Origin of the sequence: Bradyrhizobium sp. 23 (assembly GCF_023073295.1) — a bacterium.
GTDB lineage: Bacteria > Pseudomonadota > Alphaproteobacteria > Rhizobiales > Xanthobacteraceae > Bradyrhizobium > Bradyrhizobium canariense_D.
In genome coordinates this window covers 318836-332862 of sequence record NZ_JADPJF010000037.1, presented here as the reverse complement: position 1 = coordinate 332862, position 14027 = coordinate 318836, and the positions used below count along the sequence as shown (strand labels likewise).

General features: G+C 63.2%; 18 protein-coding genes and 1 pseudogene. 9 read left to right on the top strand and 10 right to left on the bottom strand.

Annotated elements, in window-relative coordinates:
• Positions 1-75: 75 nt before the first annotated feature.
• A complete protein-coding gene (locus IVB32_RS07715; RefSeq protein WP_018453407.1) occupies positions 76-774 on the bottom strand; it encodes a pirin family protein in 699 nt (232 codons plus the stop codon).
• A 36-nt stretch (positions 775-810) separates the two neighbouring features.
• Complete coding sequence (locus IVB32_RS07710) at positions 811-1563, bottom strand: SDR family oxidoreductase (RefSeq protein WP_018453408.1); 753 nt, start codon at positions 1561-1563, stop codon at positions 811-813.
• A gap of 117 nt (positions 1564-1680) precedes the next feature.
• Between IVB32_RS07710 and IVB32_RS07705 the strand changes: the two genes are divergently transcribed.
• Positions 1681-2616, top strand: coding sequence for a LysR family transcriptional regulator (locus IVB32_RS07705; protein WP_085350126.1), 936 nt, complete (start codon positions 1681-1683; stop codon positions 2614-2616).
• Between the two features lie 129 nt (positions 2617-2745).
• On the opposite strand, the gene IVB32_RS07700 is transcribed toward IVB32_RS07705, so the two are convergent.
• Positions 2746-3003, bottom strand: coding sequence for a hypothetical protein (locus IVB32_RS07700; RefSeq protein WP_247410067.1), 258 nt, complete (start codon positions 3001-3003; stop codon positions 2746-2748).
• Positions 3004-3157: 154 nt separating this feature from the next.
• On the opposite strand from IVB32_RS07700, the gene IVB32_RS07695 reads away from it, so the two are divergent.
• Together IVB32_RS07695 and IVB32_RS07690 are read left to right on the top strand one after the other, a co-directional pair.
• On the top strand, positions 3158-4141 hold the full coding sequence (locus tag IVB32_RS07695) for a tripartite tricarboxylate transporter substrate binding protein (RefSeq protein WP_018453411.1): 984 nt from the start codon (positions 3158-3160) through the stop codon (positions 4139-4141).
• Positions 4142-4236: 95 nt separating this feature from the next.
• Positions 4237-4593 (top strand): hypothetical protein, encoded by a 357-nt coding sequence (locus IVB32_RS07690; protein WP_018453412.1) that lies wholly within the window; start codon positions 4237-4239, stop codon positions 4591-4593.
• Positions 4594-4661: 68 nt separating this feature from the next.
• Here the strand turns inward: IVB32_RS07690 and IVB32_RS07685 are convergent.
• From IVB32_RS07685 to IVB32_RS07670, 4 genes and pseudogenes are all read right to left on the bottom strand, one after another.
• Positions 4662-5465, bottom strand: a pseudogene (locus tag IVB32_RS07685) (adenylate/guanylate cyclase domain-containing protein).
• Positions 5466-5520: 55 nt separating this feature from the next.
• Positions 5521-5988, bottom strand: coding sequence for a YbaK/EbsC family protein (locus IVB32_RS07680; RefSeq protein ID WP_018453414.1), 468 nt, complete (start codon positions 5986-5988; stop codon positions 5521-5523).
• 21 nt (positions 5989-6009) lie between these two features.
• The gene (locus IVB32_RS07675) at positions 6010-6759 is read right to left on the bottom strand and encodes a haloacid dehalogenase type II (RefSeq protein ID WP_018453415.1); all 750 of its coding nucleotides are present in this window, start codon (positions 6757-6759) and stop codon (positions 6010-6012) included.
• Between the two features lie 92 nt (positions 6760-6851).
• Positions 6852-7862, bottom strand: a complete 1011-nt coding sequence (locus IVB32_RS07670) for an NAD(P)-dependent alcohol dehydrogenase (RefSeq protein ID WP_026232526.1) — start codon at positions 7860-7862, stop codon at positions 6852-6854.
• Between the two features lie 84 nt (positions 7863-7946).
• Here IVB32_RS07670 and IVB32_RS07665 point away from each other — a divergent pair, with 84 nt between their 5' ends.
• Positions 7947-8294, top strand: a complete 348-nt coding sequence (locus IVB32_RS07665; protein ID WP_018453417.1) for a MerR family transcriptional regulator — start codon at positions 7947-7949, stop codon at positions 8292-8294.
• A 112-nt stretch (positions 8295-8406) separates the two neighbouring features.
• Here IVB32_RS07665 and IVB32_RS07660 read toward each other — a convergent pair whose 3' ends face one another.
• On the bottom strand, positions 8407-9291 hold the full coding sequence (locus tag IVB32_RS07660) for an amidohydrolase family protein (RefSeq protein WP_247299343.1): 885 nt from the start codon (positions 9289-9291) through the stop codon (positions 8407-8409).
• A gap of 322 nt (positions 9292-9613) precedes the next feature.
• On the opposite strand from IVB32_RS07660, the gene ykgO reads away from it, so the two are divergent.
• The 3 genes from ykgO to IVB32_RS07645 all read left to right on the top strand — a co-directional run bounded on the left by ykgO (position 9614) and on the right by IVB32_RS07645 (position 10880).
• Positions 9614-9739: a type B 50S ribosomal protein L36 gene (gene ykgO / locus IVB32_RS07655; protein ID WP_006611362.1), complete on the top strand. Its 126-nt coding sequence runs from the start codon at positions 9614-9616 to the stop codon at positions 9737-9739.
• A gap of 117 nt (positions 9740-9856) precedes the next feature.
• Positions 9857-10495, top strand: coding sequence for a tetratricopeptide repeat protein (locus tag IVB32_RS07650; RefSeq protein WP_247369071.1), 639 nt, complete (start codon positions 9857-9859; stop codon positions 10493-10495).
• Between the two features lie 124 nt (positions 10496-10619).
• Entirely contained in the window at positions 10620-10880 is a 261-nt protein-coding gene (locus IVB32_RS07645) for a hypothetical protein (RefSeq protein ID WP_018453420.1), read from the top strand.
• Between the two features lie 12 nt (positions 10881-10892).
• Here IVB32_RS07645 and IVB32_RS07640 read toward each other — a convergent pair whose 3' ends face one another.
• Positions 10893-11075, bottom strand: coding sequence for a hypothetical protein (locus IVB32_RS07640; RefSeq protein WP_007596968.1), 183 nt, complete (start codon positions 11073-11075; stop codon positions 10893-10895).
• A 325-nt stretch (positions 11076-11400) separates the two neighbouring features.
• Between IVB32_RS07640 and IVB32_RS07635 the strand changes: the two genes are divergently transcribed.
• The gene (locus IVB32_RS07635) at positions 11401-12357 is read left to right on the top strand and encodes an alpha/beta hydrolase (RefSeq protein ID WP_247299345.1); all 957 of its coding nucleotides are present in this window, start codon (positions 11401-11403) and stop codon (positions 12355-12357) included.
• A 108-nt stretch (positions 12358-12465) separates the two neighbouring features.
• On the opposite strand, the gene cycA is transcribed toward IVB32_RS07635, so the two are convergent.
• On the bottom strand, positions 12466-12861 hold the full coding sequence (gene cycA / locus IVB32_RS07630) for a cytochrome c-550 CycA (RefSeq protein WP_018453422.1): 396 nt from the start codon (positions 12859-12861) through the stop codon (positions 12466-12468).
• 273 nt (positions 12862-13134) lie between these two features.
• On the opposite strand from cycA, the gene IVB32_RS07625 reads away from it, so the two are divergent.
• Positions 13135-14027 (top strand): FAD-binding protein (locus tag IVB32_RS07625; RefSeq protein ID WP_247410065.1); only part of this gene is annotated, 893 nt, incomplete at its 3' end.

The window sequence follows — 14027 nt, the reverse complement described above, 5'->3', positions numbered from 1 at the left end:
GGGCATCCACGTTCTTGTTCGCTCGTCGCGGGGCGTGGATGGCCGGGACAAGCCCGGCCATGACAGAGAGAGCCGTTACGCCGCGTCGACGAGCACGATCTCGGAATCTTCGAGTGCCGTGATTTTCAGCCTGTCCTCGTCGCGGATCGCGGCGCCGTCGCGGGCGTTGACGCGCACGCCGTTAATTTGGACTGACCCCGCCGCGGGCACCAGATAAAGGTGCCGCGACTTGTGCGGCACGTACTCGGCGCTCTCACCGGCCTTCAGCGTGGTGGCGAGCACCCGCGCATCGGCGCGGATCGGCAGCGCGTCCGTGTCATGCTCGAAGCCGCTCGCGATGGTGACGAGCTTGCCCGAGCGGTCTCCTTTCGGAAACGGCTTCGAGCCCCAGGTCGGCTGCCCGCCGCGCGCGGTCGGCTCGATCCAGATCTGGAAGATGCGTGTCTTGGTCGACTCGAGATTGTACTCGGAGTGGCGGATGCCGCTGCCGGCGCTCATCACCTGCACGTCGCCCGCTTCGGTGCGGCCTTCGTTGCCGAGGCTGTCCTGATGGGTGATCGCGCCCTCGCGCACATAGGTGATGATTTCCATGTTGGCGTGGGGATGGGCGGGAAAGCCGGTGTTCGGCGCGATCTCGTCGTCGTTCCAGACCCGCAAGGCGCCGTGACCCATGTTGTCGGGGTCGTAATGGCTTGCGAAGGAGAAATGATGCTTGGCATTGAGCCAGCCGTGATCGGCGCCGCCGAGCTTTGCGAAGGGTCTGAGTTCGATCATCTGCGTAATTCCTTGTTTTGGCGGATGGCGCCTTGATCAGGCGCCAAAACCGCCGTCGACGTTGAGCACCGTGCCGGTGACGAAGGAGGCTTCCGGACTTGCGAGGAACACGACGCCAGCCGCGACTTCCTCGGGGCGGCCGAAGCGCTGCAACGCGTGCTGCTTGCGCTGGGTCTCGGCGAACTCGCCGCCGTCCTTCGGGTTCATGTCAGTGTCGATCGAGCCGGGCTGCACCACATTCACGGTGATGCCGCGTGGGCCGAGGTCGCGCGCTGCGCCCTTGGTGTAACCGACCACTGCGGCCTTGGTGGCGACGTAGTCCGCAAGACCCGGGAACGAGGCGCGATCGGCGAGCATCGAGCCGACGGTGACGATGCGGCCGCCTTCGCCCATCAATTGCGAAGCGGCGCGGATCGCAGCGATCACGCCATGCACGTTGATGGCATCCTGGCGGGCGAGCGCTTCGGTGTCGGCATTGGCGTCATCGATCGCACCGCCGCTCGCGACGCCGGCATTGTTGACGAGGATGTCGAGATGGCCGAACTCCTTCGCGACGTCGTTGACGAGCTGCGTCACGTCCTTGGCCGAGGCCTGGTCCGCCTTGAAGGCGCGGGCATTGACGCCTCGGGCCTTCAACTCGGTGACGACGGCTTCCGCCTTTTCGGGAGAGGCAACGTAGCTGATCGCGACATCCGCGCCTTCATCGGCGAGGGCGCGAGCAGAGGCCGCGCCGATACCGCGCGAGCCACCAGTGACGAGGGCAACCTTGCCTGAGAGCTTCTTGGTCATTGGATTTCTCCATTCCTGAATTTCTGATGACCCTTGGATAAGCCTCTGTTTGTGGTATAGAAATAGAAACTGTCGAAACACATTGTTTCCTTAAACATCCCAATTGGATCCGCTTTCATGGCCAAACTCCCCGATTTCGAGGCGCTCGCGATTTTCGCAAAAGTCGTGGAATTACGGTCGTTTGCGGGGGCCGCTGGTGAGCTCGCGATGTCCAAGGCAACGGTGTCCAAGGCGGTCACGCGCCTCGAAGAGCGGCTCGGCGCCCGGCTGTTCAACCGCACCTCACGCCGGCTCGCGCTGACCGATGCCGGGCATAAGCTCGCCGAGCGTGCGACGCGCCTGCTGTCCGACGGCGAGGCGGCGGAGAACGAGGCGCTGGCGCAATCGGTCGCACCGCGCGGCCTCGTGCGGCTCGCCGTGCCCATGACATTCGGGATCAAGGCGGTGGCGCCGCTGCTGCCGGAGTTCTTCGAGGCGTATCCGGAGGTCTCGGTCGATCTGCACTTGAGCGATGCGACCATCGATTTGATTGGCGAGGGCTTCGACATGGCGGTGCGGATCGCGCGGCTGCCGGATTCCTCGCTGATCGCCCGCCGGCTCTTCACCATGCCGCGTTTCACGGTGGCCGCGCCGTCATATCTCGAGCAACACGGGCGGCCGACGCATCCGATGCATCTGGCCGAGCACAAATGCTTCAGCTACGCCTATCTCTCCACGCCCAACGTCTGGCACTACACCAACTCGGCCGGCGAGCAGGCCAGCGTACGTCCGGGCGGACAGCTCCGCGTCAACAACGGCGAAGCGGTGATGCCGGCGCTGATCGCCGGCCTCGGCATCGCCGACCTTCCGGAATTCATCGTCGGTGACGCCATCTCCTCCGGCGAGGTCGAAGTGATCCTGAAGGACTGGAAGCAGGTCGAAGGCGCCGTGCATCTGGTGACGCCACCTGGCGGCCCGCGCCCCGCGCGCGTCGAGGCGCTCGGTGATTTTCTCGCGGCGAAGCTGCCGGGGACGTGCAAGCGGCGAGTGCGCGGAAAGGCAAAGCCGTCTTAGAAAAGCCGTCGTAGAGCGAGCGGCTTCATCGACCTCCATCATTGCGAGGAGTGAAGCGACGAAGCAATCCAGAATGTCTCCGCGGAGGTATTCTGGATTGTTTCGCTGCGCTCGCAATGACGGGTTGGACTAAGACACCTTCTCACCATTACGCACCACAATTCGCAAGCTCGGCTTCAACGTCTCCTCCAGTTGCGACTTCAAATCATGAACACGCGGATCGCGCGAACGCTTCGCGCAGACCGCGTATTGGTGCACGGATTGCGCCAAGGCGCGTCGCGCTTCCGGCGTTCGCGTCACGTCCGGCTTTGAAAGCCGCAAGACGATGGCGGCGAGATTCACCAGCATCTCGTCCAGCCCCACGTCAATGGTCTGAAGTCTATTCATCGCTCCACTCCCTGGGAGGCAACGGTGAGCCCAGGGGGGCGTTCCTGACCGGGCGGAACATGGATAATGCTTCGTTAATCCCGCCGCGCGGCTTGTTCTTGCGGACGGTCACGCTAGGCTGGCAGCGAAATAAGAAAACAGGGGGAAATCTGCCATGGATCGACGCGATGTCCTGCGCGCGGCTGCCGCATTGCCGTTGTTGCCTGTGTTGTCGAGCGCGGCTTTCGCGCAAGCCTATCCCTCTCGCAACGTCACCATGATCGTGCCGTTTCCGGCCGGCGGCCAGGCGGATCTTGCGGCGCGCCCCGTCGCACAGGCGCTGGAGCGAATCCTCGGCAAGGCGGTCATCGTCGACAACCGCGCCGGCGGTGGCGGTGGATCCGTCGGCAATGCCGCGGCGGCGCGCGCCGAGCCCGACGGCTACACGCTGCTGATGACGCTGTCCTCGCTCGCGGTGCTGCCCGAGGCCGACCGGCTGTTCGACCGTCCGGTCGCCTACGAGCTCTCGCAGTTCATGCCGATCGCGCGGGTGCTGGCCGATCCCACGCTGCTCGCGGTGCCCGCCTCGGCGCCATGGAAGACCGCGCAGGATTTCGTCGAGGATGCCAGGAAGCGTCCCGGCCAGATCACCTACGGCTCATCGGGGCCTTACGGCACGCTGCACGTGGCGATGGAGATGTTTGCGAGCAGCGCCGACATCAAGCTGCTGCATGTGCCGTTTCGCGGCGCCGGACCGGCGCTCACCGCGCTGCTCAGCGGCACCGTGCAGGCGATCGCCGCCGCACCGGGAACGCTGAAGCCGCAAGTGGAGGACGGCAAGCTGCGCGTGCTCGGCAATTGCGGCGCCAAGCGCGTCGCAAGCTTCCCCGATGTGCCGACCTTCCAGGAGCTCGGTTACAAGGACGTCGAGATGTACATCTGGGCCGGACTCTTTGCACAGAGTGCTCTTCCCGCGCCGATCGCGACTCGCCTGCGCGAGGCGATGGCGCAGGTGATGACGAGCCCCGACGTGCTCAAGGCCTTCGAAACGTCGGGCAGTCTCGTTGCCTATCAGGACGCGCCGGCGTTTGCCGAGTTCGTGGCGGTCGACAGCGCGCGGCTGATTGCTGCGGTGAAGAAGATCGGCAAGGTCGAATAGGTTCCTGGCCCATTTTCACAATTTTTTGTTGGTCCAGAACCTCTCCGCGTCTCATTGATTGAACAGAATTCGAGAGACTCGCGAAGGAATCGGACATGCGAACAGAGCGGATCGCGCTGGGTGTGGCGCTTGCAATCGGCGGCATCGTCGCGCAAGGCGCTGCATCCGCTGAAGAGTATCGCGGAACCATGGAGCAGCAGATGGCCTGCACGCCGGATGTGTGGCGGCTGTGCAGCGATCAGATCCCTGATGTGAGCCGCATTACGGCCTGCTTGCGGCAGAATACGCCCCAGCTCTCCAGCGGCTGTCGCGCGGTGTTCCAGTCCAACAACCAGATGCCGCCGCAGCAGCAGGTTCCGGGCAATCGCGCCGCGCCGGCGCCGCGATACAACAATGTGCCGCCACCACCTCCGCAGGCGCAGCCGCGGCCTTATGACGATAGCGACGAGTAGTGCTGCCCAAGCATGATCGGGGCGCGCGCGCGCAGCAGTGGGCGCGAAGCGCGGTTGTGCCGCCTCGTTCAGCGCTCGCCCTTGCCGTCCGACTCAGGTCGATCCCGGAGCGCCGTCCGCATGATGGCGCCGAAGAGCAAAGCTGCCACCGGCCAATGGAACCAGATCTTGTGCATGCCGGTGAAAATATTGATCAGAATCAGAAAGGCCGACACCGTGAGGGCCGCCGCAACCGGGCGGGGCAGCTTCGCCAGTCCGTCTGAAACGAAGCCCATCCAATTGGATGACTCGGATCTGTCGCGGTGCGCGGCGTCAGTTTGCGAGCCCGCACTTGCGGTCTGAGATGTCAGGCGTTCGCCAGGCGGAAAGCTCCGTGCTTGAGCGGCTTGGCCGCTCATGGTCACACGATAGCTGGTCACGGGGAGCAATGTTTTTCATTGGACGCTGGCCGAGGCAGTCGAAGCCAACAGATAATTTGTTGTGCACCTGATCATAGGCGGAGCTGGAGATCACGATACCACCGGGTTCGGCAAGTTCTTGCAGACGCGCCGCGATATTGACCCCGTCTCCATAGAGGTCGGAACCATCCACCATCACATCGCCGAGATTGATGCCGATGCGAAACCGCATCGGGGGAGGTGGGCCCGAATCCTGGTTGGAAATTTCCTGCTGAATCTCGACCGCACACTGGCATCGCCCCAGGTATTCACGATCCGGCCGTCATGGCGCTCCACCAATCGCGCGATGGCCGTGCGATAGCGGCGGAGTGTCTCCAGCGTTCCCGCCTCGTCTGCTTCCATGAGACGAGAATAGCCGTGCACATCAGCGCATAGCACGGTGGTCAGCCGCCGTTTGACCTTATCATCGGGCATGGTCCGTACATTAGCGTCCCTGACCGGCAAATGCATCAGGCATCCCCCAGCTGCCTTACGGCCTGACTTCGCAGACATCGACCCATTCAGCCCGGGTCAGCTCCGCCATCCGCTCCGGCGTGATGCGCACGGCGCTGTGGGTCGAGCCGGCGGCCGGCACCACCACGTCGAACGCTTTCAGCGAGACGTCGCAATAGACCGGCAGCGGCGCCTTTAATCCGAACGGGCAGACGCCGCCGACCTCGTGGCCGGTGATCTCGGCGACCTCTTCCAGTCCCAGCATTTTCGGCTTGCCGCCGAACGCCGCCTTCACCTTCTTGTTGTCCATGCGCGAAGTGCCGGCCGCGACGATCAGGATCACGCGCTCGCCGATCCGCAACGACAGCGTCTTGGCAATCCGTCCGGGCTCGACGCCATAAGCCTCGGCGGCCAGCGGCACTGTCGCGGAGCTGATCGGGGATTCGATAACTGATATGTCGGGGGCTTTCTCGGCGAAGAAGGCGCGAACGGATTCCAGGCTCATTCAGGTCGGCTCATTCCAGACTTACCGTTGGGCGGCGATGCCTAAGCAACTTGGCAGTTCCGAGAGCGCCCGGACGCGATGATCCGGCGCAAAGCCGAGCTCGTCCATCTGGGTGCGGATCGCCTTAAACATCGTCAGCGGTGCCACGAGTTCGTTCTCGACGCAAGCCAGCGCCATCGCTTCCGGCGTCACCCGTTCGATCCAGGCAACGTTCAGTCCGAATGCTTTCGCGCCCGCGACATCCCAGGGATTGGAGGAGACGAACAGCACCTCGTCAGGCGCGGTGCCGAGCACCTCGCCGATCAGCTCATAGGCCTCCGGGCTCGGCTTGAAGATCTTCTTCTCGTCGACGCTGATCGTGGCGTCGAGCAGGGCGTCGAGGCCGGAGTTGCGCACGAGCGCATTCAGCATGTCCGGACTGCCGTTGGAGAGGATGGCGAGCTTTCGCGGTTTCAGAGCCGTGAGCGCCGCCGTCGCATCCGGATAGAGATCGAGATGAAGGTACTTCTCGACGACGCGCTCGAATGCCTCATTCTCGTAAGCGAGCCCGAGCACGCGCAGCGTATAGGCAAGCGAGTCGCGCGTGATGGCTGCAAAGTCCTGGTAGCGCCGCATCAGCGAGCGCAACCAGGTGTATTCGAGCTGCTTGATTCGCCAGATCTGCGTGATGATCTCACCGTAGCCCGGAAACGCATCCTCGGTGGTCTCGGCGACCGACTGGATATCGTAAAGCGTTCCGTAGGCATCGAAGACAACGGCTTTGAGACTCAATTGACCTGTCCTCCGGGATCGTTGCGGTCCACGGACTATACAAGGCGCCGCGGTATCGATCCAACACGGAAACGCGAACTGAGCCCTCGCTTTTAAAGCCTGATCACGATCTTGCCGAAGTGTGAGCCGGTCCGCAGGTGCGCATACGCTTCGGGAACGTCGTCGAAGTCGTAGACCCGATCCACGATCGGGTGGATCGCGTGTTCGGTCAGGAAGCGATTCATCGCGGCAAAGTGTTCGACCGATCCGACGGTGACACCAATGATGTCGGCATTCTCCCACTGCAGGCGCGCGAGGTCGGGCTTGGGACCGAACCCCGTCAAGACACCGATCTGGACGATCTTGCCACCCGAAGCGACCGATCGCAGCGATCGGTCATAAGTGCCGGGACCGCCGAGTTCGAGGATGTGACTGGCACCTGCGCCATTCGTCGCCTTCATGAGGACGACATCCCAGTCAGGGGTGTCGCGGTAGTTGATGAGGATCGAGCCGCCCAGCGCCTTGGCGCGGGCGAGTTTTTCATCCGAGGAGGATATCACGATCGCACGCGCCCCCAGCGCCGCTGCGAATTGAAGCCCGAACAGCGCGACGCCGCCTGTTCCCTGGACCAATAGCGTGTCGCCTTTGTGCATCCCGCCGCGTGCGATGAGGCCATGGAAAGCCGTGACGCCGGCACAGGGCAGGGTCGCTGCCTCCACCGCGGACAGATGGGCCGGCACTGAGACCAGCGCGGTCGCCGGCAGCACGACATACTCAGCCAGCATTCCGTCCATCGTGTTGCCACCGAGGGATGACGGAATATAGCTGGACTTGAACGGCCCCGAGATCCAATCGCGGAAGAACGACGCAGCGACGCGGTCTCCGAGTCGCCATTGCGCGACGCCGGCGCCGATGGCGTCAACGACACCCGCACCGTCGGAGAGTGGCACGCGGCCGTTGATCTCGCCTTGGCCTGCACGGTCGAGGATCAGGAGGTCGCGGTAATTCAGACTTGCCGCTTCGACCCGAATGCGGACCTCGCCATTGGCGGGTTCGGGTTTGCTGATTTCGGCGCGCGCAAGGCGGCCAGCACCAGCATGGCCATTCAAATGGTAGGCTTTCATCGTTGCTCCCTTCACAAGTGGCATTCACTTGGACGAGCAAAGTCTTTAGGGTCTGACAGTGCTGTCAGGGTCAAGGGGCTTCAGATGAAAATTGGCGAACTCTCCCGGCGGACGGGGGTCAGCGTCCGAATGCTGCGCTACTACGAAGGCGAAGGACTGCTCACGCCGCTGCGGACGAACTCCGGCTATCGCGACTATGGCTTGGCCGAAGAGGAAACCGTACGGCGCACCAAGATGCTCGGCGGCGCGGGAATGACGCTCGAAACCATCAAGCGGTTGCTCCCATGCGTGAGGAACAACGATCCAGCTTTCACGCCGTGCAACGAGCTGCGAAAAATACTCACTCAGCAGGTCGGCCTGATCGACGAACGTATCGAGACGCTCAGCCAAAGCCGGACAATCCTGGCCGGCTTCCTCGCAGGCGTGAACTGATCGCATAACATAGCCATCAGATTCACCGCGCCAAAGTCTTAGGCCCTCAGGGCCGGAGCATGAGGGCTTCGATAGCAGCGTCGAAGCCCTCGATGCGCTGACGAGTACGCGCCTAGATCCCCAGCAGCTTGCGCGCGTTGGCCTTCAGCACCTTCGGCCGGATCTCGTCGCGGATCTCGATCTTGGCGAAATCCGACAGCCAGCGGTCGGGCGTGATCACCGGCCAGTCCGAACCGAACAGCATCTTGTCCTGCAGGATCGAGTTGATGTAGCGCACCAGGATCGGCGGGAAATATTTCGGCGACCAGCCCGAGAGGTCGATGTAGACGTTGGGCTTGTGGGTCGCGACCGACAGCGCCTCTTCCTGCCAGGGGAAGGAGGGATGGGCGAGAATGATCTTGAGCTCGGGGAAATCGGCCGCGACGTCGTCCATGTACATCGGGTTGGAATATTTCAGCCGCATGCCCATGCCACCGGGCATGCCCGAGCCGACGCCGGTCTGGCCGGTGTGGAACAGCGCGATCGCGCCGCCATTGTTGATCTCTTCATAGAGCGGATAGGCCATGCGGTCGTTGGCGTAGAAGCCCTGCATGGTTGGGTGGAATTTGAAGCCGCGCACCCCGTATTCCTCGATCAGCTTGCGCGCCTCGCGCACACCGAGCTTGCCCTTGTGCGGGTCGATCGAGACGAAGGGGATGAGAACGTCGAGATGGTCGGAGGCGATCTCCAGCATCTCCTCATTCTTGTAGCGGCGGAAGCCGGTCTCGCGCTCGGCGTCGACCGGGAAGATCACCGCGGCGATGTTCTTGGACCGATAGTAGGCGGCGGTCTCCGGCACGGTCGGCGGATGCTTGTGCGGCGACTTGAAATAGTCCGCCATCTGCGCCTGGAAGTCGTCATAGCCGTCGTCGGGATGGGTGCCGCAGGGCTCCTCGGCGTGGGTGTGGATGTCGATGGCAACGACGTCGTCGATGTTCGGCAGCTTCAGCTTCGGCATGGGTTTCCTCCCGACGGGTTGTCGAATTGATTATATGATATAACGAATTTGGCAAGGCATTGTGGGGACAAGGCGTTGTGGGATCGGCGTCGTCCGAGATGATTGAGCCCGATCCGGCCGCTTCTACTTTGCATCGGGTTGTTTTCCTGAATTTGCTGGGTGCGATCGGGCCAGTTAACATTGACATCCGGTCCTCCCATGCCTTAAGAACCGCCCCGTCCCGGGCGGTCGGTCCGCCAGCGGGAAAATCTCATTTTGCCTCATTCGCGCGTGCCGAAACGGTAGTGCCGAACACGGCCTTTCGAACGTTCAGGATTCTGCCATGAAGGTCCGTAACTCGCTGAAATCGCTGCGCGGTCGCCATCGCGCCAACCGCCTGGTCCGCCGCAAGGGCCGGGTCTATGTGATCAACAAGGTGCAGCGCCGCTTCAAGGCTCGCCAGGGCTGATCTGGGCGGCTGATTTCGCCCTGCCTGACGCTCGCGCGCCCGCAAGACCACGGTCTCACACGAGTTTGACGCCGCCCCTGCTTTGCAAGGGCGGCTTTGCGCGTTTAGACTTCGACCATGGCAGTGAGATTCCTCTTCGCGCGCACCCTGTGTCTGGCTCTTGTGCTGGGAGCCGCCGGCCTCGCTCCGGCGCTGGCGCAGGCTGATCCGCCGGCTCCGCCCGGCAAGCAGAAGAAACTTCCGGAAGCGCCGGCCAAGCTGCCCAAGGTCGACCGCACCAAGAATCTCGATTTCCTGTTCGGCGCGCTGAAAGCTGCGCCCGACGAAGCCAGCGCCAAGCATGTCGAGGCGCGGATCTGGGCGATCTGGATCCAGACCCCGAGCGACACCGCGGCGCTGCTGATGGCGCGGGCCAAGACCGCCGTCGACGCAAAGAAGATCGAGGTTGCGATCAAGCTGCTGGATTCGGTCGTCAAGCTCAGGCCCGACTACATCGAGGCCTGGAATCGTCGTGCGACGCTCTACTACATGCAGAACGATTATGGCCGCTCGCTCGCCGACATCCGCGAGGTGTTGATCCGCGAGCCTCGTCATTTCGGCGCGCTCGCAGGCCTCGGCATGATCATGCAGGAGGTCGGCGACGAAAAGCGCGCGCTCGAAGCCTACCGCAAGGCGCTCGCCGTCAATCCGCACCTCGAGAAGATCCCCGACCAGGTCAAGGCGCTGATCGAGAAGGTCGAAGGCCGCGATATTTAGCGGACAAGTCGATCATTGCTCGAGCGAATGCGGCGCAGGCGGATTAACCACGATGACACGCGCCGCGTTACAAGGGGTGTGGATGGCACCGCCGCAGGCCTACCTTCATGGCGGGAGCACAGCCATGAAGCGTTTGATCTTTGCAGGTATGTTGCTGTTGGCGTCGGGCACGGCGAGCCTCGCCGACGGACTGTTCTGGGTGGTCGGCAATCGCGCCACCGGAAAATGCAACATCGTGACCAGCAATCCCGTGATCTTCGGCGACGTCTGGTTCGGTGACGGTCCTTACAAATCGAAGGCCGACGCCAAGCTTGCCCGTTCGACCATCCGCGCCTGTCCCGCACCCACGCCTGACGAGGAAAAGGACGAGGACAGCACGAACTAGGTCGACAGCAATCTAGTGCAAAACGCTGCCTTCGCGCTCGGCGAGGCCGCGATCGACCGCTGCGGCGTAGGCCTTTGCAAGCTCCGTCTCGAGGTGCTCGTTGATCAGCAGCAGCGCGCGCACGGCACCGCGCAGGTCACCGTGGCAGCTTGCCACGATCTCGTCGATCGCAGTATCTTTGGATCTCAGGCTCATCGAAATTCTCCGGTTCAAATCAGGATAAATCCTGCCGGTCTTCCCGCATCCCTGAGGGTTGCGAGCACGATCGGCGCCCACCTGCGTCTAAATGGCGGAACCGACCATGGCGATTATAAGGAAGCCGCGATGACGAGTGCATGAAGCTGTTTCGAAGCCTGCGTGCTCCGGGGAGCAGTATTGATTTCATTGCGTTTTTCTCGCTTGAATTATGCACATATCCACAGCCCCGGCATTTCAAGTGGAGCGCGGGGGCTCCCCGGGCGAAACTGCCGGCCGCAAGCCACGTAACTGCCCTGTGCCTTGGGTCGCCCGGATTCCGTCCATGATCGTGATGTCAGTCGTGACCGCGCTGGTTGTGCTGGCGCTGGTCACGCAGGCCGGCGTCCTCGCCGTGCAACGCGCCTTTCCACCGCAGGGCCGGATGATCGAGGTCGAGGGTGCCGTGCTTCACCTCGTCGATATCGGCCCGCGCGATTCGGGCCTGCCGATCGTGATGCTGCACGGCGCGAGCTCCAACCTCGAGGCAATGCGGCGGCCGCTCGGCGATCTCCTCGCCAGGAACCATCGCGTCATCCTGATCGACCGTCCCGGCCACGGCTGGAGCACGCGGGCGCGGCGGCAGGATTCGACGCCGGAGGTCCAGGCGCGAATGATCGATGAGGCGCTCGGCAAGCTCGGGATCGATCGCGCGGTGTTCGTGGTGCATTCCTGGAGCGGCGCGCTCGGCGCGCGGCTGGCGCTCGATCATCCCGGCCGCGTCGCGGGCCTTGTGATGCTCGCGCCCGTCACCCATCCTTGGCGCGGCGGCGTCGGCCGCTACAACGAGATCATCGCAACGCCCGTAATCGGCCCGCTGTTCGCCTACACCATAACCCTCCCGCTAGGCTATTTCCTGAGCGAGTCCGGCGCGCGCAACGTCTTCCTGCCGCAAACGATGCCGGACGGTTTCGTGCAGGACTCCGCGACGCCGTTGCTGCTGCGCCCGCGCGAGTTCATCGCCAATGCCTATGATCTGGTGTCGCTGAAGCAGGCGGTGGCTGCGCAAGCTCCGCGCTACGGCGAGATAACGGCGCCGGTCACGATCATCGCCGGCGAACCCGACAAGACGGTAAAGACCGCCATTCACGCCCGCCCGTTCGCCGCCACCGTGCAGAATGCCAAGCTGATCGTGCTGCCTGATCTCGGCCACATGGTGCAGAACGCGGTGCCCGATCTCGTGAAGACAGAGATCGAGACGATGATCGGGAAAATCGTCCCGGCGCAGGCGACCGCCGATTAGAGCGTTTTCGAGCGAAGTGGATGCCGGTTCGCGTGAAGAAAACGCGTCAAAACGAGAAGCTGGAGCTTCGGTTCAGAACCGAAGCTCCAGCGGCCGCCGTTCCCGCGCTTACTGCTTGATCTTTCCGTCTTTGTCGAACTGCGACACGTAGGCCCAGAGATTGTTGATCTCGGTCTCGTTCTTGATGCCGGCGAACGCCATCTTGGTGCCGGGGATCTTGGCCTTGGGGTCCTTGATGTATTCCTTGAACACGGCCTCGTTCCAGGTGATGCCGGAATTCTTGTTGGCGTCGGAGTAATTGTAGTCCGGCGCGGTGCCGGACTTGCGGCCGTCGAGGCCGTTGAGCTCGGGGCCGACCTTGTTCTTGGCGCCTTCGCCGATCGCGTGACAGGCCAGGCATTTGTTGAACGACGACTTGCCGGCCGCGACGTCCTGCGCCATCGCGGCGGGTGCGGTGGCAATCGCGGTGAGGATGGTCAATGCGCCAAAAATCAGTTTTGTCATCGGGTGCTCTTCGTCTCTTCCCTGGGGGCTGGTCAGTTGCATGCCTGATCGGCAACGGTCGGACCTGCCGGTTTTGGCAGGCCTGCTCGGATTGGACAAGCCGCCAAACCATGGCAGGTTTCACGATTTCCTACTTGTCCCAGAGCGAACTCGCGCAGGATCGTCGATCCGACTTTCGGACGGCCTACCCAAACCACCGCGGACGTGGTTGATTTACCGCGACAAATCGATCATGCGGCCTTGGCCGGAAGGATATGCCATGAAGGAAATGTTATGGCCATCATGATGCCCGCGAGCGACCAGGCCGTGCTCGCGCGCCGCGCCGAGATCGTGGCTGCATTGCGCGCAATCGTGCCGGGCGAAGGCGTGATCGACAGCGCCGCCGAGATGCGGGCCTATGAATCCGATGGGTTGACGGCCTATCGGCAGCCGCCGATGGTCGTTGTGCTGCCCGACACGACCGAGCAGGTTTCGCTGGTCCTGAAATATTGTGCAGGGCAGGGCATCAAGGTGGTGCCCCGCGGCTCCGGCACCTCGCTGTCCGGCGGCGCGCTGCCGCTGGAAGACGGCGTGCTTCTGGGCCTCGGCAAGTTCAAGCGCATCCGCGAGATCGATTTCGACAACCGCGCCGTCGTCACCGAACCCGGCGTCACCAACCTCGCGATCAGCCAGGCCGTCGCCCATGCTGGGTTCTACTACGCGCCGGATCCGTCATCGCAGATCGCCTGCTCGATCGGCGGCAATGTCGCGGAGAATTCCGGCGGCGTGCACTGCCTGAAATACGGCATGACCACCAACAACGTGCTCGGCTGCGAGATCGTGCTGATGAGCGGCGAGATCCTGCGCATCGGCGGCAAGTCGGCGGAAAACTCCGGCTACGATTTGATGGGCGTCATCACCGGCTCGGAAGGCCTGCTCGGTGTCATCACCGAGATCACGGTGCGCATCCTGCAAAAGCCGGAGACGGCGCGCGCGCTGATGGTCGGCTTCGCGCAAGTCGAGGCGGCCGGCGAATGCGTGGCGCGCATCATCGGCGCCGGCATCATTCCCGGCGGCATGGAGATGATGGACAAGCCCGCGATCCACGCCGCGGAGGCCTTCGTCCATGCCGGCTATCCGCTCGATGTCGAGGCCCTCCTCATCATCGAGCTCGACGGTCCCAAGAT